Below are 20206 nucleotides of genomic sequence, written 5' to 3'. Positions count from 1 at the left end.
GCCCGAGCAGGATCATTAGCCTGTCCGGACACCTGTATTCATGCTTATGTTATTTGCGGTTTTGCTCTGCACGTTCTACGATCATATCGGCGAATTCCTCAGCCTGACCTTGAATCGCAATTGGGTCGAAGTACCAGTAACGGTCTTCCAGCAACTCATACACCTGATTGTTTTTCACAGCCGGCAGGGATTTCCAGATGGAGTCACCTTGGTAATTTTTGGTGTTCTCTCCAACGGTTAAGAAGATATGATCCCCTGCATAATCACCAACAACTTCACGCGAAATTTCTTTCCATTGGGTATCACCCATCAGTTCTTTTTTGGTGATTTCGAGTGGGGCAAGTTGCAAAGCACTGTAAACCGCTTGTCCTCCTCGACCAAAATTGTCTCCATATCCATAATAACTCTTGTCGGATACTTCAAGGATGGAGAAGGTTTCCTCCGGTTTAATGACTGTTTTCACCTTAGCGCGAGCGGCTTCAATCCGTTCATCGTACGTTTTCAGCCAAGCTTCGGCTGCTTCGGATTTGTTCATCAGCTCTCCGAATCCCCGGATTTCGTCATGTACATTGGTGAATGTACCATATGGAATGACCACGGTCGGTGCGATTTTTTGATAACTCTCAATTTCGCTGGCCTGATCAGAGTAGGTAATGATCAGATCCGGGTTCAAGGCAATAACCTTCTCCATGGATACCGCCGCCCGATCACCAATACTCTCTATGCCCGCCACCTGATCGGCATAGAACGGGTTTTCCAAATAATATTGAACAGCCCCAACGGGTTTCACACCCAGTGCGAGCAGATCACTTACGTACATATCTGTAACGATCCGTTTCGGTTCAGCCGGAATCTCAACATCCCCGCTTAATGACTTGTAGATCCGTGTGCCATTCGAATTATCCGAACCGGACGATGTGTCTGTGTTCGTCTCGGAAGAGGCTGTTGTTGTTGTTTCGGTTCCCGCTGCCGATGTCTGTTCAGTGGCAGTCGAGCCTGTTCCGCTGCTACATGCAGCCAGAATCATAATGATGGCGAGCATAAGAAGCAAGCCGGAAAAGCGTTTTTTTGCAGCAAACATATTTTGTTCCCCCTGTGTATAATCAATAATGATTATTATTCTCATTAATAACATAGAGGAAGATGTGATATTTGTACATGGACAACTATGATCACTACAGCATGGACAATTATGATGTGAGGTGACGCATGATATGCTGCAACTGCTCCATAACGGACAGGGGATCAAATCCATAGAACATGTCGGCATCAATCTCGTATACGCGTCCTTCACGAACGGCAGAGAGGGTGCCCCAAGATTCCTGATTCAGCAAGTTATCCAGCATTTCTCGTTCGGCAGGTTCCTCAGGGAAGGCGACAAACATGTGATCTGCGGCATACAAGTGAATCTCGGACAACGGAACATGAACGTACCCCGTAAGTAACTGTCCATCCTGCTCCATACGTGAGGGCGGAGTGAAGCCCAGCGATTGATACAGCACATGAGAAGCTCTGCCCCAGCCATGACCGTAGATATAAGCCCCGTCTTCTCCAATCATAAACATGCAAACGGCGGACCCTCGTGTTCCTTCCATTTGTTGGTCCAACGTATGATTGGCTTCTTGCTCAAGTTGATGATATTGATCTAACAAAGCTTGTGCATTGGACTCAAGCCCTGTGATTCGACCCAAAAGAAGAAGCTGCTCCTGCCAATCGAGTTCCTCAAAAGGCATTAGAATGGTCGGTGCGATCAGACGTAGTTCATCGGAAGCGGGATGCGGTGCATACCCGATAATGACATCGGGCTGAGCGTTTGCAATCAGATCCGTATGTTTAACCAGCTCATATTCGGAATGTTGCTCAAATTGCTCATGACCATCATGACCATGTTCCCCCAGTTTTTCTTCCATCCAGCTTGCTACGGCGCCCATGTGGGGAGTGTGGCCCAGTGCCAGAAGTGAGGCCGTATAATTGTAAGTCAAAGATACAATCTTTTTGGGCATTTTCCGGTAGTGTGTTGGTGCTGATCCAACCATCTGTTTGAATTTGCGGCTCAGATAAAAGGTGTCCCTGTAGCCTGTCAGTTGTGCAATCTCCTGTAGCGTAGGGTTCGCGAACAACAGATGCTCCTGAGCCATCCGGATCCTGAGACGGGTCACATATTCAACAAACGTAAGACCTGTATGTTTCTTGAACTCCCGTGAAAAATGCTCAGGACTCACATTTGCATCCCTAGCCAATTGTTCGCGGGTCAGCGGATGGGTATACATCTGATGGATATGTCTAAGCACGGCATCAAGCCAGGAGTGATCTTCATGAGCAGAATGAGCCACATGATCCCGTAAAATATCCAGTAACTCATAGAAAAGCATATGTGGCCTGAAGGGGCTGGAATCACGGCCTGCCGTACTGGCTTGAACCAGCTCTACTGCCCTGTCGGTGAGAGTGCGACTCGCAATGGGAACTGGTATCCCGAACGGCCAGAACAGCTGTTCATTTTCAGTGGAATCAAAAGCAATAGCAATGCCCTGTACTGGCGACAGGGAGCCGCGCTTGTTCTCGTGCTGAAGCAGGTTTCCAGCTTGCCGAACGACTGCACAGCCTGCATTTAATGTCAGTTTACCCTCTGTACCGATCAGCCTGGCCTGGCCAGCAGTAATGACGTATAACACATGAAGAGTGCTCCACATCTCATCTATGCGGGAGAATGCCTCGCGGTCGTGAAGCTGCACCAGATGGCACAGCTTGAAGTGGGCAACAGGTACGGACTGAATCTTCTGCAAGGAAATGGGACGGGACAGCGATTTTTTATGATAAATAGGCTTGGAAATATTCATTAGATAACTGTCTCCTTACATAAGTCAGCAGGGACAGTATTCGTCTCATGCCCCTGGTGTACTGGCGTAATTCGCGGATCTCGACTATTATGCAGTATATACTATAAACGGAGTGACGTGGATGGACAGATTGAACAAATCAACTTTTTATTTGAAAAATAGATAAAGTGGTTGAAATCGCTATCAACACCGACTATAATGAAAATGTCGAAACGTTTCAATCTGGCGTTTACTGCCAGTTTCATTGTATTAGGCACGAACTGTTTATAGAGCGCCAGATTGAAAGACGTGTCATGACCATCACTAATGGTATGGATTGGAACGGGACGCATTCAACCGTGGCCCCATAAGGATGGGAACGAGGATTTTTTTTGAGAACACCTCGAAACGTTTCGATTGACATCCATCGCTATGATATGTATAAAGATTAATAAACGATAATGAAGGATTTAGTGGTTGTTCGAACCATGTATCGTATAAAATGTAGATAACCTTGAATTTGTTTTAGTTTAGAAGGAGCGAACGTGGAATGGCAACGATTAAGGATGTGGCAAAGCTGGCAGGTGTAGCACTCTCGACTGCTTCCTATGCGCTGAGCGGGGATAGCAAGGTTAGTGCCAAGACCAAGGCTAAAGTGCTTGAGGCAGCACGAGAACTGAATTACCGCAAGAACGGCTTTGCCATGGACCTGAAACGGAGCCGGACAAACACGATCGCTTTGATCCTGACCGATCTGTCGGGCCCGTATTACTCGGAGTTGATCCGTAGTGTACAGGATGTAGCCCTTGCGAACGGGTATGACCTGATTGCGTGCAGCTCCATGGGTGGACGGGACTCAACGGCAGTGCGATTTTTGCGTGAAAAAAGAGTAGATGGAGCCATCATCCTGGCGCATAACATCCATGATGATATTCTGGTGGAATCTGCCGGTCATCGTTTTCCGATCATTGTGATGGATCGTCAGCTGTCGAGTGACCATCTGGTCAACGTGTTGGTGGATGGAGAGCAGGGTGGTTACCTTGCAACCCGCCACCTGATCCAGGCAGGACATCAGAAGATTGCTTATATCAGTGGCCCATCCAACTCGTATGACAACGCGCTCCGTTACCAAGGGTATCTGCGAGCGATGCGGGAAGCGGGACTTGAAGAAAAGTCCAAATGGCGTCTGAACGGTAATTTTGTACGTGAGGGCGGATACAGTGCAACCAAAATGATGATCATGCAGGGCGATCTTCCCTCAGCGGTATTTTACGGTAACGATGAGATGGCGATTGGTGGCCTGAAGGCATTGGAAGAGCGTGGTGTATCGGTGCCAAATGATATTTCCGTGATCGGTTTTGATGATATTCAGTTGTCCGAATATGTGCATCCACCGCTGACAACGATACGCCAGCCGAAGCATGAAGCCGGGTCGCTCGCCGGACATCTGTTATTCCAGATGCTCAATGGCGAAGCGGTTGACCCTTCATATACGTTAACGATTAATATGATCGAGCGCAGCTCTGTACGTTCGGTTTAGACTGAGTCTGAACAACAAAGAACTGCCTGCATGCTGAAGTGAAAGTTTAATGATGGGGTTATCGTCCGGACGGGCTGTAAAAAGCCGGTTTGAAGAGGCCCCTATTCTTTTTCAGATTTATCGAAACGTTTCGATTTCAACTAATTCAAGGAGTGAACCTTATGACAACGATGATTAATGAACCGATCCGGTTAAGTGCCGGAGAGTTATCCTTTACCTTTTTGAACAGTGGCGACCTATATCAGGCTACATCCGGTACAACGATGTTGAACCAGTTGCTCAGCAACCAGATTGATGGATCTTTGAACAACCTGTACCTGCGTGTACATGAGGGAGAGAATATCAGCTCGTTCCCGTTGCTCGGTGTACGTTCGAACAGCAAGGTGATTACAAGCAAGGCACAATCCAGCAACCAGTTGATCTGGGAGGGCACAGTCCAGCTGGAAGGTAGCGAAAAAGGCATTGGCTATCAGGTCGTATTTACAGCTACACCTCAAGGTGTATGGTTCTGGGATGTGAAGCTCACAGGACAACAACATAACGTAGATGTGGTATACGGACAGGATGTTGGGCTTGCAGATCCAGGTGCGGTACGCAGTAATGAGGCTTATCTGTCACAATACATTGACCATACGGTGTTTGAAGATGAGGCGAAAGGTTATGTCGTTTGTTCCCGTCAAAACCAGCCTCAGGGCGGTGCATTTCCATATATGCAACAAGGTTCCCTGACCAAAGCAGTTGGTTACTCCACAGATGGATTCCAATTCTTCGGTCTGTCATACAAGGAAACGAATCAACCAGAGAGCTTGAATCACCCAACGCTGGCAAATGAGACATATCAGTATGAATTTGCCTATACGGCATTGCAATCTGAACTGCTGAATCTGAACGGAGAAGCTCAGGTGGTCTTCTATGGACTGGCGAAGCCTAATCATGCCGAAGGAATCTCTGCACTGGAGTTCGGAGATGAAGTTACAGCAGCATGGAATGAAGTACAGGCTCTGACTGTGGAAAACGGCGATACGTTGGAACAGGTGAAACTGTCCTCCTTCTTGGGTGAACCACTGGTTACACTTGATCTGACACAAGATGAGATTCATGAACTGTTCCCTGATCGTCATCAGGAAGAGCACAGCGGTGAGGAACTGTTGTCCTTCTTCACAGGCAGTTATGAGCATATCGTTCTGAAAGCAAAAGAATTGCTCGTAGAGCGTCCACACGGTCACATTCTGATGAGTGGTGGCAACGTGCAACTTGGAGCACAGGTTATTACGACAACATCGTATATGTACGGTATTTTCAACTCACAACTCGTTATTGGTAACACCAATTTTAATAAAATGATCAGTAATGCTCGCAATGCATTAAACGTGCCGAAAACGGCGGGACAACGCATCTATGTGGAAATGGACGGACAATATCGTCTGCTGACGATGCCTTCCCTGTTCGAAATTGGTTTCAACTATGTACGTTGGATCTACAAAACGGCATCCGATACGATCATCGTAACGAACTATACAGGGGCACACACCACCGAAGTGAGCATGAACGTACGCTCCACAAGTGGCACAGCATACCGTTACCTGGTAACAAACCAGATTACGATGAATGTGAATGAATACGAGTATCCGCTGCATATGACGCAGGATGGCGATACATTGATCTTCAAGGCTGATCCACAAGCGATTAGTGCAGGAACGTATCCAGATCTGCAATACCGCATGTCGGTGGACGGCGCAGCTGTGAATGTAGGAGACGAAACGTTGCTGGCAAGTGGTATCCGCAGTGGTTCCGCATCACTGGTTACGCTTAGTCTGGAAGCAAGTGCTGAATGGACGCTGAAGGTACAAGGGGTATTGGAAGGCCAAGCGGACAGCGGAGTGGTAGCAGGTTCAAGCCTGACGTTTGAAGAGGAAGTGCAGGCATACCGCGAGTTCTTCGCAGGTGTGATGAACGGGTTCCGTTTGTCCCGTGGCGAAGGTCAGAGTGCTGAGGATCTGTTCAAAGTAAATGCGCTGGCTTGGTGGTACACCCACAATATGCTGGTTCACTACTCCGTGCCTCACGGTTTGGAGCAGTATGGCGGCGCGGCTTGGGGTACACGGGATGTGTGCCAAGGTCCGGTAGAGTACTTTATGGCTACGCAAAAATATGAGCAAGTTCGCGATATCATCAAAATGGTTTATACCCACCAATATGAAGATGATGGTAACTGGCCGCAATGGTTCATGTTTGATAAATACTTTGCGATTCAACAGGAAGAGAGTCATGGCGACATCATCGTATGGCCGTTGAAAGTATTGGCGGACTACCTGACAGCGACTCGCGACTATGCAATCCTGGATGAGAAAGTACCTTATACCGTCAAGCATAGCTTCGGGTTCACGGAAGAGACGGCAACTGTACTGGATCACGCGAAAAAAGAGATTGAATATATCCGTTCGCACTTCCTGCACGATACGTTCCTGTCTTCCTACGGCGATGGTGACTGGGATGATACGCTCCAACCAGCCAATGCACAGTTGAAGCAATACATGGTGAGCAGTTGGACTGTGGCATTGACGTATCAGTCCGTGAACGTGCTCTCGCAAGCGCTGAAATTCAAAGATGCGGACTTTGCACAGGAGCTTGACGTGCTGGCTCAAGGCATCCGTGAGGACTTTAACCGTTACATGCTGGGCACAGATGTGATTCCAGGCTTTGTATACATGGAAGAAGCGGACCAAGCGAAGCTTATGCTTCATCCAACGGACACAGAGACAGGCATTCAATATCGTCTGTTGCCAATGACGCGCAGCATGATCGGTGAATTGCTGAACGCGGAGCAAGCAGAATCACATTATGCCTTGATCCGTGAACAGTTCCTATGCCCGGATGGGGTGCGTCTGATGAATCGTCCAGCTCAATATGCTGGTGGTGTAAGCACACACTTCAAACGTGCAGAGCAAGCATCCAACTTCGGACGTGAGATTGGTTTGCAATATGTTCATGCTCATATCCGTTATGTGGAAGCGATGGCGAAGCTCGGTAAGACAGATCAGGTGTGGAATGGTCTCGCGATGATCAACCCGGTTGGTATCGGCGAGGTTGTACCTAACGCGGAGATTCGCCAAGCGAACTCGTACTTTAGTAGTTCGGACGGCAAGTTTAATACGCGTTACGAGGCACAGGAGCATTTTGACCAGCTTCGTAAAGGTACTGTACAGGTGAAAGGCGGATGGAGAATCTACTCCAGCGGCCCTGGAATCTACATGAACCAGCTGATCTCTAATGCACTTGGCATTCGTCAAGAGGGCGGCGATCTGGTCATTGACCCGGTATTGCCAGCTGAGCTGAACGGCATGCAATTCGAATTCGAGTATGCGGGTGAGCCGGTGACGTTTATCTATCACTTGAATGAAGGTGCTGTGAGCCGTGTAGCGGTGAATGGCAAGGACATTCGTACCGAGCGTACAGCGAACCGTTACCGTCAGGGCGGGGTAAGCATCTCGCTTGATGAGTTCAGACAAGCACGCAGTGCAACTGAGCGTACGGTTGTTGATATTTATATGTAATTTCATAGCATGATGTATACCAAGGTCATCCTCCTTTATTCAAGGCGGGATGGCCTTTTTGGCATATGCTCATGATGGCTCACCGCAGCGGAACTGCCAGCAACGTATGCAACAGCTCATTATGCCGCACATGCTTGGTTACATAGCCCTGTTGTTCCAGCCAGCTGCATAGCTCACCCAACAGAGGGAAGTGACGCTCACGCAAGGCGCGCAGCTGTTCCTCGTGTCCTGTGGTTTCTGCCTGCCAAATATAGGAATCACGGTGAGTCGCATCAACAAACATCAGATCGGTTAGGCTGATACGTCCGCGCGAGGTTAATACCCGCTGCATCTCCTGTAAGGCCAATAGTTGCTGATCTGGACTCAGATGATGGAAAGCAAAGCTGGATACAACAAAGTCGAAGGAATGATCGGTAAAAGGCAACGCCATAAAATTACCAAGTTTCACATGCATCTCGGGATATTTGGTACGACATCTGCGTAGCATCTCCCGGGATTGGTCGATTGCAGTCATGTCTGCGCCGTGCTGTAGCAGTTTCCCAGCCAGATTACCTGTGCCTGTACCAATATCAAGTCCTTTCTCACCAAGGGCGGGAGAGATCCAATGAGCTGTCTGTTCGAGCGCTTCGTCATAGTTGTGATACAGATAAAAGGAAGACTGTACCGTATCATTGGAATCGCCCGGCGTGGAATGACCTGCATTATGGTTTGGATGTGAAACTTCATTCTCATCGCTTATAGGCAAGGGGTTGGCCGAATGATGCCTGTCCTCTGAATTGGGGTGTTCAGTACTGACTCTGCCTTCTGCCTGCACTCGCTGATCATGGATGGCTGCCTGCATGTCATAATTCCACCGATCATGCCAGTTCTGCCGGGCTTCACGCAGGCGACGGGCACTGTCTGCGAGATCGTGCAGATGGCTGACATCCAACGGGCCGTCCTGACGATTCAGGTCAATCATGCGCTGGGTTGTATCCATCATACGTTTGAGCTCAATCCACTGGGCATACATGACGGCCTGTTGCAGCTCCAGATATTCTTCCAGCCGCTGCTGATTCCCTTGATCAATCTCTCCGAGCGCATGTGTAATATCCTGTAGCGACATGCCAATCTCACGCAGCGCAGCAATGGTCTGAAGCCGCCAGATATCATTCTCCGTATAGGTACGATACCCGTTACTGGACTGTTTGGCGGGGAGAATTAATCCTTTTTCCTCATAAAAACGAATGGCTCTCGCCGATATACCAAGCCTGCTTGCTGCCTCTTTGATGTTCATCATGCATCCCCCTCCTTATCGAATCAGTATAAACCATGACGTTACGGCAAGGTTAAGTGTTTATTTCATTTTGCGAAAAGGTTCAATACCGAGTGGAATTTTAGTCAAAGCTGAGGCTATGCTACAATATATAGAACAAAAAACTTAAATAGTGGAGTAAACGAACAATGTCTTCCTATTCCTAAGTTTCTCAACGTTCTTAACTCTCTTAACTTTCCCGACGTTGTAACGCACAGCGTTGTCGACTATAGCACGAAAGGTTGAATCATTATGCTTACCAGCCATACATTTACGATTCGTCCATCCGAGATTAAAGATGCAGCCCAGCTAATGGAGTTGGATGCCCTGGTATGGGACAAATACACCTCTCCTGCACCGATGCAATGGCGTTCCAGACAACAATATCTGCAGCATTGCCCGCCAGGCAGTCAATTGATTGCGGTGCAGGGAGAGCGGGTATGTGGTTATGTGGGCTTTAATCCAGCCACAGGTATGCCCGTCAACCGTCATGTCTACGAGATTCATATTGCGGTTCATCCTCATGATCGGCGTTGTGGCATTGCCACAGCTTTGATGGATGCCATTAAGCAGCATGCGGCCCAACAAGGCGTTCGCAAGCTCAGGCTGCGCGTACTTTCCAGCAATCCGGGAGCCATCACGTTTTATACACAGTGTGGATTTGTGACGGAAGGCAGGTTGGTGTCCGAGTTTTATATCGGAGGCAAGTATGTGGACGATATTCTTATGGGTTATTTTATCTAGACCAAATAGAAACTAGTTGAGGAGGAACAACGATGGATATGGGGCTTCAGGGTAAAAAAGCACTGGTGCTGGCTTCCAGTCGCGGGCTGGGCAAAGCGGTAGCCGCTCAATTGGCAGCAGAAGGTGCTGACGTCATGCTTGCCAGCCGGAGTGAAGAAAAGCTCGCAGCAGTGAAGCAGGAGCTTCTGGCGCTTGGTGGTGGTGGACGTGTGGAATATTGTGCAACTGATGTGACACGCAAGGAAGATATTGAGGCTCTGATTCACAAGACAGCGGAGCTGTTCGGGCAAATTGATATTCTGGTGAACAATTCGGGTGGCCCACCATCGGGTTCATTTGAGTCACTGACGGATGAGGATTGGGAGCGTGCATTTGAATTAAATGTACTCAGTTATGTAAGGCTGATACGCGGTGCTCTTCCTTATATGAAAGAAAGCGGAGGACACATTGTGAATATCGCTTCAACTTCGGTGAAACAGCCGATTCCGGGTCTGGTGCTGTCCAATACGTTCCGTACCGGCGTTTTCGGATTGGCGAAGACCTTGTCTCAAGAGCTGGCTCCATACGGAATTTTGATCAACACGGTGGCGCCAGGACGTATTGCAACAGACCGTATTCGTGAGCTGGATGCCGCACGGGCAGAGCAGAACGGAATCAGTGAGGAAGAGGTCTCTGACCAATTTCGTAAGGAGATCCCACTCGGCCGTTATGGTCAACCAGAGGAGTTTGCCAAAGCGGTGGTGTTCCTGTTATCCGGGGCCAATACGTACATTACCGGAACCTCATTGATTGTGGATGGTGGCATGGTCCGAGCACTCTAAAAGTCATGGATACAATAAAATAAATACCCTCTGTCCACCACATTCCGTGGAGATCGAGGGTATTCGTGTTGATCTATTATGTTGGGAGAGATTACTCCCGATTCATTATGTAGGCGAATTAGCGCAAGAGTTCCCATTCATGCTGAAGCATACCGTATACTGCATGGTTCACGTAACCTTTAGGCAGTTTCTCTGCCTGACGAATGACACCCTCGAGAACAAATCCGAGTCTTTCAGGGATAGCGCGACTCCGTTTGTTATTCGTTGCCGAGCGAATCTCGACGCGATTCAGATCCAGGGTCACCAGAGCATAATCAACCAGAACGCGACAAGCGCTTGTCATCAAGCCTTGACCCTCAAAGCCTTTTCCAAGCCAATATCCGATGCTTACCGAGCGGTTGGTCCAGTTAATCTCGTGGAATCCGATGACGCCGGCTAGATCCCCTTTTGACCATACTCCGGCGGTGAATCCGCCATTCTCGGCACCTTGTTTTAACGCGTTGGTAATGAAGTTCGAGGTGTGTTCCACTTCTGTCACATGATCCACCCACGGCAACCAATGTCTCAATTGATCCCGCGAACGATCCGTCAGTTCGAACAGCGGTTTGGTATGTTCCATGGCCAGTGGCCGGAGTTCGGTATATTCATCCAATGAATAGGTAAACATGAATGCAACCTTCTTTCTTTGTATAGTGTTGTTCAAAAAAGTCCACTTTTGATTACGAATTATGCCTAGCGGCATGATCAGCATCGAATATTAAAACCAGATTTTTTGAACACGTATTTGTAGTGGATTAACGTGAGGTCTTGGGTAACTTTTGCTCCAGTGCAAACAGGTCTTCTTCCATTGAGGCCATGCGTTGATTGACTGTTGTGCGTGCGTCACGGAGTGCCTGATTATATATGTAGGGAGCGAGCTGTGTCATGAACAGGTCGAGGACACCCCAAGCGGCCAAATCGCCGAGTTCTTCGCCACGTTCTTCTTCGAAATAAGACTGGATGGTGCGAATGGCTTCATCCTGCTGTTCTTTGGTCAGTTTAAGCGAGTTCGATGGAATGGGAAACCCTCCCTTTAATTTGTTTTTACTATCATGCTACATGATTCGAGCCAACCCGTCAAAATGGTTTAGGGCCTATTTATGCACGGCTTATCCTGACTTTGGTGCCGTTCTTTATTGAACTCCTCCCCCGTTAAAGGTATATTTAAATGAAACGCGTACGAAACTTTCCAAGAAAATAGATTTTTTCAGGAAATGACTTCGTTATTAAGGAATTATAGCCGGAATTGCTGCAATTCCCTAAGGCTCCAATCCATTCATGAAAGGTTTGATACCTGTGGACAATCGTACAACCCCACCTAACTTTATCAAAAATATTATTACCGAAGATCTCCGGTCTGGGAAAGTCCAGGAAGTTATTACCCGTTTTCCTCCGGAACCGAACGGTTATCTGCATATCGGCCATGCCAAGGCGATCTGGATTAACTTTACGCTGGGCGGCGAATTTGGCGGCAAAACGAATCTGCGCTTTGATGACACAAACCCGGTCAAGGAAGATGTAGAGTACGTTCAATCGATTCAGGAAGACGTGAAATGGCTCGGATACGAGTGGAACGAGAAACGTTTTGCCTCCGATTATTTTGATGAGATGTACAACCGTGCTGTCTTGTTGATTAAAAAAGGAAAAGCCTACATCGACGACCAAAGCGCCGACGAAATCCGTGAAATGCGCGGAACGCTGACGGAGCCTGGTAAGAACAGCCCGTACCGTGATCGTTCGGTGGAAGAGAATCTCGACCTGTTCACACGTATGCGTGCAGGTGAATTCAAGAACGGGGAGAAAGTGCTGCGTGCCAAGATCGATATGTCTGCACCTAATATCAATCTGCGCGATCCTGTTATTTACCGGATCTCACATGCACACCATCATAACACGGGCGACAAATGGTGTATCTATCCAATGTACGCCTTTGCTCACCCGCTTGAAGATGCAATTGAAGGTATAACGCATTCCCTCTGCTCCTTGGAGTTCGAGGATCAGCGCCCGTTCTATGACTGGGTTATTGCCGAGTGTGAGATGGAGAACCAACCACGTCAATACGAATTTGGTCGCCTGAACCTGTCCCAGATGGTGACAAGCAAGCGGAAGCTGAAACTGCTCGTAGACGAAGGCCATGTGGATGGATGGGATGATCCGCGCATGCCAACGATTTCGGGTCTGCGCCGCCGGGGTTATACACCGGAAGCTATTCGTGATTTTGTATATGAGACAGGCATTTCCAAAAACTATGGAGTTATCGATCTGCAAACGCTGGAGCACTTTGTACGTGAAGACTTGAAACTGAAAGCTCCACGCACGATGGCTGTTCTGCACCCACTCAAAGTGGTCATCACCAACTATCCTGAAGGACAAGTGGAATGGCTTGAAGCAGAGAACAATGTGGAGAACCCAGAGATGGGTAATCGCCAAATTCCGTTCTCCCGTGAGATTTATATCGAACAAGACGATTTCATGGAAAATCCGCCGAACAAATATTTCCGTTTGTTCCCTGGCAACGAAGTTCGTCTGAAACATGCATACTTCATTAAATGTAACGATGTGATCAAAGATGCAGCAGGCAATGTGACCGAGATTCATTGTACCTATGATGTAGAGACGAAGAGCGGCAGTGGCTTCACTGGCCGTAAAGTCAAAGGAACAATCCACTGGGTAGAAGCGACTCAAGCGGTACCTGCTGAATTCCGTCTGTATGAGCCGTTGATCCTGGATGAAGCACCAGAAGCAGAGGTCGAAGTAGCAGTAGCTGGGGCTGAAACTGAGGTTGTGGAAGAGCAACCGGAGAAAACGTTCCTGGATCAATTGAACCCGAACTCCCTTGAAATTGTTAATGGGTATGTGGAACAAGAGATGAAAGAAGCGAATGCTCAGGATAAATTCCAATTCTTCCGTCACGGTTACTTTAGTGTAGATCCGAAACATTCCGAGCCAGGACGTCCGGTATTTAACCGGGTCGTATCCCTGAAAAGCTCGTTCCAACTGCCGAAGGCGTAATGTGAACATAGGTAGGACGATAGGTTAGCAGTAAACTTAAATCTATGAACGTAAAAGGCGTCTCCAGGGCAATAAGCCAATGGAGACGCCTTTTTCTTGTGCGCCTGCAATTGATTAAAGAAGGTTGTACTAATACAAGTCCTGGTTCTGCGTGGATACACAAAAAATAATTATTAATACAACGGGATACTTAAATGAACATTTTTCCAACTTTCGACGTTTAAGTTAATGTGAACAATAATTTCAAGGAGGAATCAAGATGAAGCGATTTGTTTCTTTATTGTTGATGTTAACTTTAGCTGTCTGTGTAGGCTCTGTTGCCTCTGCTGCTTTGGACCAATCCCTAATGGATCTACCTTTTAAGGAACGTGCGGCGAATGTGTACAATTCATCACTAAAAAAAGTTGAACTAAGTGTCATAAAGGATGGAAAGGCAACAAAAACAACTTATAAATCCATTTATATCCCAGTGAAAGATGTTTTTAAACGATCTGGAGCAACGTTTAAATGGGATGGAAAGAAAAAAATCACCACGATTAAAAATGAAGGACAAGAACTGATTCTTAATTTCTCTGGCAAAGAAATCACAGCGGGTAACAATCAAGTTGTGCTCCCTCAAGAGTGGGTACAATTGAAAAACGGGGTCTCGAGTATGGATGCATTTGTCTTAGCATATATTTTTGAACTCTCGACTGATGACTCCGATCAAGAAAGAGTAGACTGGAAAGAGAAACTGAATTTCTTGGATATCAAAGGTACAACCGGTTTTCCAGGATTAGATAAGTATATGCATGTGTTTGTTCAGTTTAATGATTAGTTAAAATCTATAGAGAAACTAGCATCATATTCATATTATGATAGAACGAACTACAGCTCCGCTTTATCCCCGGATTTTACCCTTGAAGAAAGGGAATCAAGAAAATCAGGGGATAACAGCGATCGAAAGATTGTTCTGTCCTCGTAGTGCTCCAGTGGAAATCTTTCAACTTTTTCAAACAAAAGATTATCTGTCCTCATCCATATTACCCATCTCCGTCAATACAACCGGCTGATAGCCGTTACGTCGATTCGATAACCACATGATGCTAAATCCAACAGCGCCGATGAGCGAGAAGAATACGCCAATGCTATACATGATTTCTGCACCGAAGCTCTGGAACAACCAGCCGCCGAACAGACCGGCAATCACGCCGGAGAGACCTCCCCAGGCCATCGTGTAGACCGCTTGACCGGAGGAACGGTAAGGTCTTGGAATGAACAGCATGGTCAGTTGCGTACCCACATAGAAGTACCCACCAAACGTAATGGAGTGCATCAACTGAATGAATACAATCTCCAGCGGGTTGTTAGCCAGTGCCATGAGTTGCCAGCGAAGTGCAAACAGCACACTGATCAGAATGAGCGATGCCAGGAGCATGCTCATTTTGCGTTTGAGTAAGCGGTCGAGCAACAGGAATACGCCGACTTCGAGAATGGATGAGGTGAAGATGGCCCAGCCGACCATCTGTTTATCGCCACCCATCTCTACTATGTATAGCGACATAAACGTACTGTTCATCGCATTAGGCACCGACACGAGTACACCCAGGCCGATAAATGCCATAAAATACGGATTGAACATGACTTTGCCAAACCGCCGAAAAGTAACCACCGGTGTATCCGAAGCGATCGGCTGTCTGGGTAGAAATACGGATAATACAAAGGCGGTGGCAATCATGCACGCAAATATAATGGATACACTGCCGATGCCAAAACGGTCAATGAGCGGTCCGGCTGCGACGGCAGTCAGTGCCCAACCGAGTGAACCCCAGAGCCGGAATGATCCAAATTTTTGGTTTGTACCATCGATATATCCGAGAATCAGGCTATTAGTTTGAGCAAATAATGGACTTTGAAAAAAATAAAAGAAAATCATAGCTACATAGATCCACGTATATGTGGGCGCATAGAATACACCCTGGGCGAGCACAAATGTGCCTCCCATCATAATCATCAGAATGATGCGAATGTTGCGAGATTTATCGCTCCAGAAACCCCAGAACGGGTTGGCAAACAAGGATACAAAGGGTCCAATCGCCATCAGACTACCAATCTCCAGTTTGGTCATACCAATCTCTTGCAGATACAACTGCAGGAATCCGGCAAAGATCGAGATGGCTCCATATATGAAAAAGTTATATAGTTTCAGAGAAACCAATGAGGGATTGCCTCTTGAAGGTGCAGGTCTGTCCAATTAAGCCATTCCTTTCAAATGCATATTGTTCAATGTATCATTTGTTGAAAGGGGATTCAATCTATAGAAAATGTTGATCGATTGATATAACAAGCCCACATCGTTACCAGGAGGGAGCAAGACATCATGAACACAAGGGAATGGACAGGCATCATATTGGCAGGAGGTTTATCCAGCCGCATGGGGACCAACAAGGCCATGCTGGAACTGAACGGTTCCGTTGTACTGCAACATGTCACAAATGCCATGAGACCCGCCGTATCCCGTATCATCGTGGCTGCTGGACCCAACGTGACAACCTACGGCGAAATGGGCTACGACTGCGTCCAGGATCACTATCCGGGGAAGGGACCACTCGCGGGTCTTCACGCGGCCCTTGAGGCTTCTGGTACGGAATGGAATCTGGTCTGCGCCTGCGATATGCCGCTCCTGCAAACGTCCTTTTTTGATGGGATAAAAAAGCTGGCCGAGTCGCATGACTCTTATTCTGCTATCGTTCCACGTGTGGATGGGCGTGTCCATCCGCTTGCAGGTGCGTATCACAGGCATGTGCTCCCCGATCTGGAGCAACGCCTGATGCAGAATCATCTTCGAGTCATGCAATGGCTTGAAGAGATCGGTTGTCGCTATGTCGGAGCCGAAGAGCTTGAGAGAGCGGGCGTTCATCAAGTAGCGATGCAAATGAGTAATATGAACACGCCGGAAGAATACGAGCGTATCCGTAATCAAGATTCTGGACTCGATTCAGATCTGTATGATACAGGATCGCCAGATGCATCTGCATGATGATTGCGATATTGAAGCGGGCTTTGGCCTGTCCAACGTTTGAATTGTCTGCTGAAATGGGACAGATGGGTGTAACCGAGCTTCCACGCAATTTCCCCTAGCGACAGCTCTGGCTGTTCGATCAGTACTTTGGCCTCCTGCAACTTCAAGCTGGACAGGTAAGCCCTGGGCGACCGCCCGTACACCTTGCGAAAGACCTGTAAACCATATCCCGGGCTGATGCCAAACGAGGATATAATCTGCTCTACTTTGACCGTGGATACAATGCTTTCCTTGGTACGAAGCTGGGCATGGAATGCCTGCTTGATTGCCTCCGCTATAGCTCCCGCATAATGCATGGCTGTTGGAGCTGGTGCATGTGAAGCAGCAACGGAAGTGGTGGTCTCCGGTTCATTGTCAGCGGCTTGGGACAACAGGGCGAACAGTTCAAACATGCGGGCCTGCATGATCATTTTGTCAGTGGACGTGTAGGCTTCAGATACGTTAATCATCCCCATCCAACTCTCCAGTACAACGCGCATCTTCTTATTATCAGCTGTATCTGCTGCGTAGATTTGGCTATGCTGTGACATCAGCTTCAGGGTGAAGACGGGATCATCCACATTAAAGTGAGCGCTAAAATAAGTCATGCCTTCCCTGGATACACATTGATTTGTATGTTTGAACCCGGGAGGAATGAGAAGAATGGAACCTTCCTCCACGGTATAGGTATAACCATGAATCACACTCTCCTGCGTACCTTCGATGATCAACATAATCTCAAAGCCCGGATGTGATTCTTCCGGCATCGCCCATCCATAGGGTACTTGTTGGCTGTGCGCACCATAGAATTTGATGTTACAGTCGATAATAGGTAGCCAGTGGGCCAGCGTATGGTGAGGCATTTCTCGGAGCTGTGATCGGATATCCATCATATTCACCTCGGAAAAGGGTAAAAACAACTTGCCTTATACAATCGGCACTCGTAGTATACTTCATTATAATCAGTTTAACGCGGGCATGGATATTCCATGGAACACATCAGCGTTTGAAGTGGTTGCTGAACAATCGAAGTTCTTCAACCGATAATAATGTAAACGCTACCATTGTGGATTGGAATATGTCAACTCTTGCACACGTCAAGATCATTATATTTTCCACCTAAAAAGGAGATTAAATCATGGACAAATTATTATATGGTGTAGCCTACTATGATGAATATATGCCTTACGAAAGATTGGACAAGGACATTCAGATGATGAAGGATGCAGGGATCAATGTGGTGCGCATAGCAGAATCAACCTGGAGTACCCATGAACCGCAGAATGGTGTATTTGACTTCTCTTCCGTAGACCGTGTGCTGGATGCCATGCATGAAGCGGGGATTCAGGTCATCGTTGGAACACCAACGTATGCTGTTCCGACATGGATGGTCAAGGAACATCCGGACGTTCTGGCTACAACCTCACAGGGACCTGGTAAATACGGCGCAAGACAGATCATGGATATTACCCATCCAACCTATCTATTCTATGCCGAGCGGATCATCCGCAAGTTGATCTCTCGGGTAAGCACACATCCAGCGGTAATTGGATATCAGACAGATAACGAGACGAAGCATTACAATACGGCCGGAGATAATGTACAACTGCAATTCGTCAAATATATGCGGAACAAGTTCAGCTCCCTGGATGAGCTTAACAAGGAATTTGGCCTCGACTACTGGAGCAATCGAATTAATAGCTGGGAAGACTTCCCGTCTGTTGTAGGAACGATCAACGGTAGTCTGGGCGCTGAATTTGCCAAGTTCCAGCGGCAGCTGGTAACCAACTTTTTGGCTTGGCAAGTGGGGATCGTGAATGAATACAAACAGGAAGGACAGTTTGTTACCCAGAATTTTGACTTTGATTGGCGTGGATATTCCTACGGCATTCAAGGGGATGTGGACCATTTTGCCGCATCGAAACCTTTTGACATCACCAGTGTGGACATCTACCATCCTTCCCAGGATGATCTGACGGGCATTGAAATTTCATTCGGCGGGGATGTGGCACGTTCAACCAAACAATCGAACTATCTGGTGCTGGAGACCGAAGCGCAGGCGTTCTGGCATTGGGTTCCCTATCCGGGGCAGCTGCGCTTGCAGGCATTCAGTCATCTGGCATCAGGAGCGAACATGGTCGCCTACTGGCACTGGCATTCGTTGCACAATTCGTTTGAGACGTATTGGAAAGGATTGCTCAGTCATGATTTCGAACCGAATCCGGTGTACAACGAGGCGAAGACGATTGGCAGGGATTTTGCCCGACTCAGTCCAAAGCTCGTTAATCTGAAGAAAAAGAATCGGGTGGCCGTGCTGTTCAGCAATGAGGCCCTGACTTCCATCAAGTGGTTTGGGTTTAACTTCACCAGTGACAAGAACTACAATGACGTGGTGCGCTGGATGTACGATGAATTGTACAAGATGAACATTGGCTGTGACCTCATCGACCCATCGGTTGAGAGTTATGCGGAGTATGACGTGCTCGTTGTACCTGCTCTGTATGCTGCTTCGGATACATTGCTGGAAAAATTTAATCAATTCGTACAGGATGGCGGACATATCGTCTACTCGTTCAAAAGCGGATTTGCAAATGAGCATATCAAGGTACGCTCTACCCGCCAGCCAGGGCTAATTAGTGAGGTATGCGGGATCAGCTATAACCTTTTTGTAGAGCCCAAACATGTTTCGCTGCGCGATGATCCATTTGGAGTTGGTGAAGAGCAGAACAAGGTTCACACCTGGATGGAACTGATTACGCCGACAACGGCTGAAGTACTCGCTTGGTATGATCATCCACATTGGGGTGAATATGCGGCAATTACCCAGAATGCCTATGGAAAAGGGAAAGCAACCTATGTCGGCTGTTTCACCAGTTCTGCGGTGATCCGTAAGGTGTTGGAACGTGTCATGAAGGAAGCGGGCGTATGGGGAGCTGATCAGGAGCTGGCTTTTCCTATCATTGTGAAGACAGGTGTGAACGATCAGGGGAACACGATTCGCTACTATTTCAATTATGCAGGTGAGGCAACATCCTTCGTAAATGCTTATCGAAAAGGAACTGAACTTCTGGCAGGAACCCCGATTGCTGAAGGAGAGAAGATCGAACTGGAGCCATGGGGCATACGGATTATCGAACAATAATAGAAAATAATAGAGTAGGCAATGGATGTTGAACTATAAATTTACACAAAAACGGAGATGACAGAAATAACCTAACGAAGCGAAGCATGCGCCTTTATCCCCGGATTTTCCCTTTTCAAAAAGGGAATCAGAAAAAATCTGGGGATAACAGCGATCGAAGGTTGTTCTGTCATCGAAGTGTCCGTGTAAATAGCATTAGTTGTA

The 20206-nt window shown here is 47.6% G+C and carries 15 protein-coding genes; 8 read left to right on the top strand and 7 right to left on the bottom strand.

What is annotated here, in order from left to right; all coding sequences use genetic code 11:
* Positions 1–49: 49 nt before the first annotated feature.
* Both EL84_RS03610 and EL84_RS03605 read right to left on the bottom strand, forming a co-directional pair.
* Positions 50–1081, bottom strand: a complete 1032-nt coding sequence (locus EL84_RS03610) for an ABC transporter substrate-binding protein (RefSeq protein ID WP_047840752.1) — start codon at positions 1079–1081, stop codon at positions 50–52.
* A 109-nt stretch (positions 1082–1190) separates the two neighbouring features.
* Entirely contained in the window at positions 1191–2837 is a 1647-nt protein-coding gene (locus tag EL84_RS03605) for an AraC family transcriptional regulator (protein WP_053061370.1), read from the bottom strand.
* Positions 2838–3366: 529 nt separating this feature from the next.
* On the opposite strand from EL84_RS03605, the gene EL84_RS03600 reads away from it, so the two are divergent.
* Both EL84_RS03600 and EL84_RS03595 read left to right on the top strand, forming a co-directional pair.
* A complete protein-coding gene (locus EL84_RS03600) occupies positions 3367–4356 on the top strand; it encodes a LacI family DNA-binding transcriptional regulator (RefSeq protein ID WP_036667797.1) in 990 nt (329 codons plus the stop codon).
* 161 nt (positions 4357–4517) lie between these two features.
* Entirely contained in the window at positions 4518–7910 is a 3393-nt protein-coding gene (locus EL84_RS03595) for a GH36-type glycosyl hydrolase domain-containing protein (RefSeq protein WP_047840751.1), read from the top strand.
* 79 nt (positions 7911–7989) lie between these two features.
* On the opposite strand, the gene EL84_RS03590 is transcribed toward EL84_RS03595, so the two are convergent.
* Positions 7990–9189, bottom strand: a complete 1200-nt coding sequence (locus EL84_RS03590) for a methyltransferase domain-containing protein (protein ID WP_053061369.1) — start codon at positions 9187–9189, stop codon at positions 7990–7992.
* A 267-nt stretch (positions 9190–9456) separates the two neighbouring features.
* Here EL84_RS03590 and EL84_RS03585 point away from each other — a divergent pair, with 267 nt between their 5' ends.
* Both EL84_RS03585 and EL84_RS03580 read left to right on the top strand, forming a co-directional pair.
* Positions 9457–9948 carry a GNAT family N-acetyltransferase gene (locus tag EL84_RS03585; protein ID WP_047840750.1) on the top strand — a complete coding sequence of 164 codons (492 nt, stop codon included), beginning with the start codon at positions 9457–9459 and terminating at the stop codon, positions 9946–9948.
* A gap of 32 nt (positions 9949–9980) precedes the next feature.
* Complete coding sequence (locus EL84_RS03580; RefSeq protein ID WP_047840749.1) at positions 9981–10769, top strand: SDR family oxidoreductase; 789 nt, start codon at positions 9981–9983, stop codon at positions 10767–10769.
* A gap of 118 nt (positions 10770–10887) precedes the next feature.
* Here EL84_RS03580 and EL84_RS03575 read toward each other — a convergent pair whose 3' ends face one another.
* Together EL84_RS03575 and EL84_RS31160 are read right to left on the bottom strand one after the other, a co-directional pair.
* Entirely contained in the window at positions 10888–11436 is a 549-nt protein-coding gene (locus EL84_RS03575; RefSeq protein ID WP_036612698.1) for a GNAT family N-acetyltransferase, read from the bottom strand.
* A 127-nt stretch (positions 11437–11563) separates the two neighbouring features.
* Positions 11564–11806, bottom strand: coding sequence for a DUF2164 domain-containing protein (locus EL84_RS31160; RefSeq protein WP_244988428.1), 243 nt, complete (start codon positions 11804–11806; stop codon positions 11564–11566).
* 280 nt (positions 11807–12086) lie between these two features.
* Here EL84_RS31160 and EL84_RS03565 point away from each other — a divergent pair, with 280 nt between their 5' ends.
* Together EL84_RS03565 and EL84_RS03560 are read left to right on the top strand one after the other, a co-directional pair.
* Complete coding sequence (locus EL84_RS03565) at positions 12087–13820, top strand: glutamine--tRNA ligase/YqeY domain fusion protein (RefSeq protein ID WP_047840747.1); 1734 nt, start codon at positions 12087–12089, stop codon at positions 13818–13820.
* 259 nt (positions 13821–14079) lie between these two features.
* Positions 14080–14637 (top strand): stalk domain-containing protein, encoded by a 558-nt coding sequence (locus tag EL84_RS03560; protein ID WP_036612690.1) that lies wholly within the window; start codon positions 14080–14082, stop codon positions 14635–14637.
* Between the two features lie 186 nt (positions 14638–14823).
* On the opposite strand, the gene EL84_RS03555 is transcribed toward EL84_RS03560, so the two are convergent.
* A complete protein-coding gene (locus EL84_RS03555) occupies positions 14824–16017 on the bottom strand; it encodes an MFS transporter (protein ID WP_047840746.1) in 1194 nt (397 codons plus the stop codon).
* A 162-nt stretch (positions 16018–16179) separates the two neighbouring features.
* Here EL84_RS03555 and EL84_RS03550 point away from each other — a divergent pair, with 162 nt between their 5' ends.
* The gene (locus EL84_RS03550) at positions 16180–16839 is read left to right on the top strand and encodes a molybdenum cofactor guanylyltransferase (protein WP_053061368.1); all 660 of its coding nucleotides are present in this window, start codon (positions 16180–16182) and stop codon (positions 16837–16839) included.
* Here EL84_RS03550 and EL84_RS03545 read toward each other — a convergent pair.
* Positions 16779–17753: an AraC family transcriptional regulator gene (locus EL84_RS03545; RefSeq protein WP_321163401.1), complete on the bottom strand. Its 975-nt coding sequence runs from the start codon at positions 17751–17753 to the stop codon at positions 16779–16781. The genes EL84_RS03550 and EL84_RS03545 overlap by 61 nt on opposite strands.
* Positions 17754–17998: 245 nt before the next feature.
* Here EL84_RS03545 and EL84_RS03540 point away from each other — a divergent pair, with 245 nt between their 5' ends.
* The gene (locus EL84_RS03540) at positions 17999–20002 is read left to right on the top strand and encodes a beta-galactosidase (RefSeq protein WP_047840744.1); all 2004 of its coding nucleotides are present in this window, start codon (positions 17999–18001) and stop codon (positions 20000–20002) included.
* Positions 20003–20206 lie beyond the last annotated feature (204 nt).

The organism is Paenibacillus sp. VT-400, from assembly GCF_001029205.1.
GTDB classification, from domain to species: Bacteria; Bacillota; Bacilli; order Paenibacillales; family Paenibacillaceae; genus Paenibacillus; species Paenibacillus amylolyticus.
Note: the sequence above shows the minus strand (reverse complement) of the source record. Positions and strands in the feature narration are given on the sequence as shown.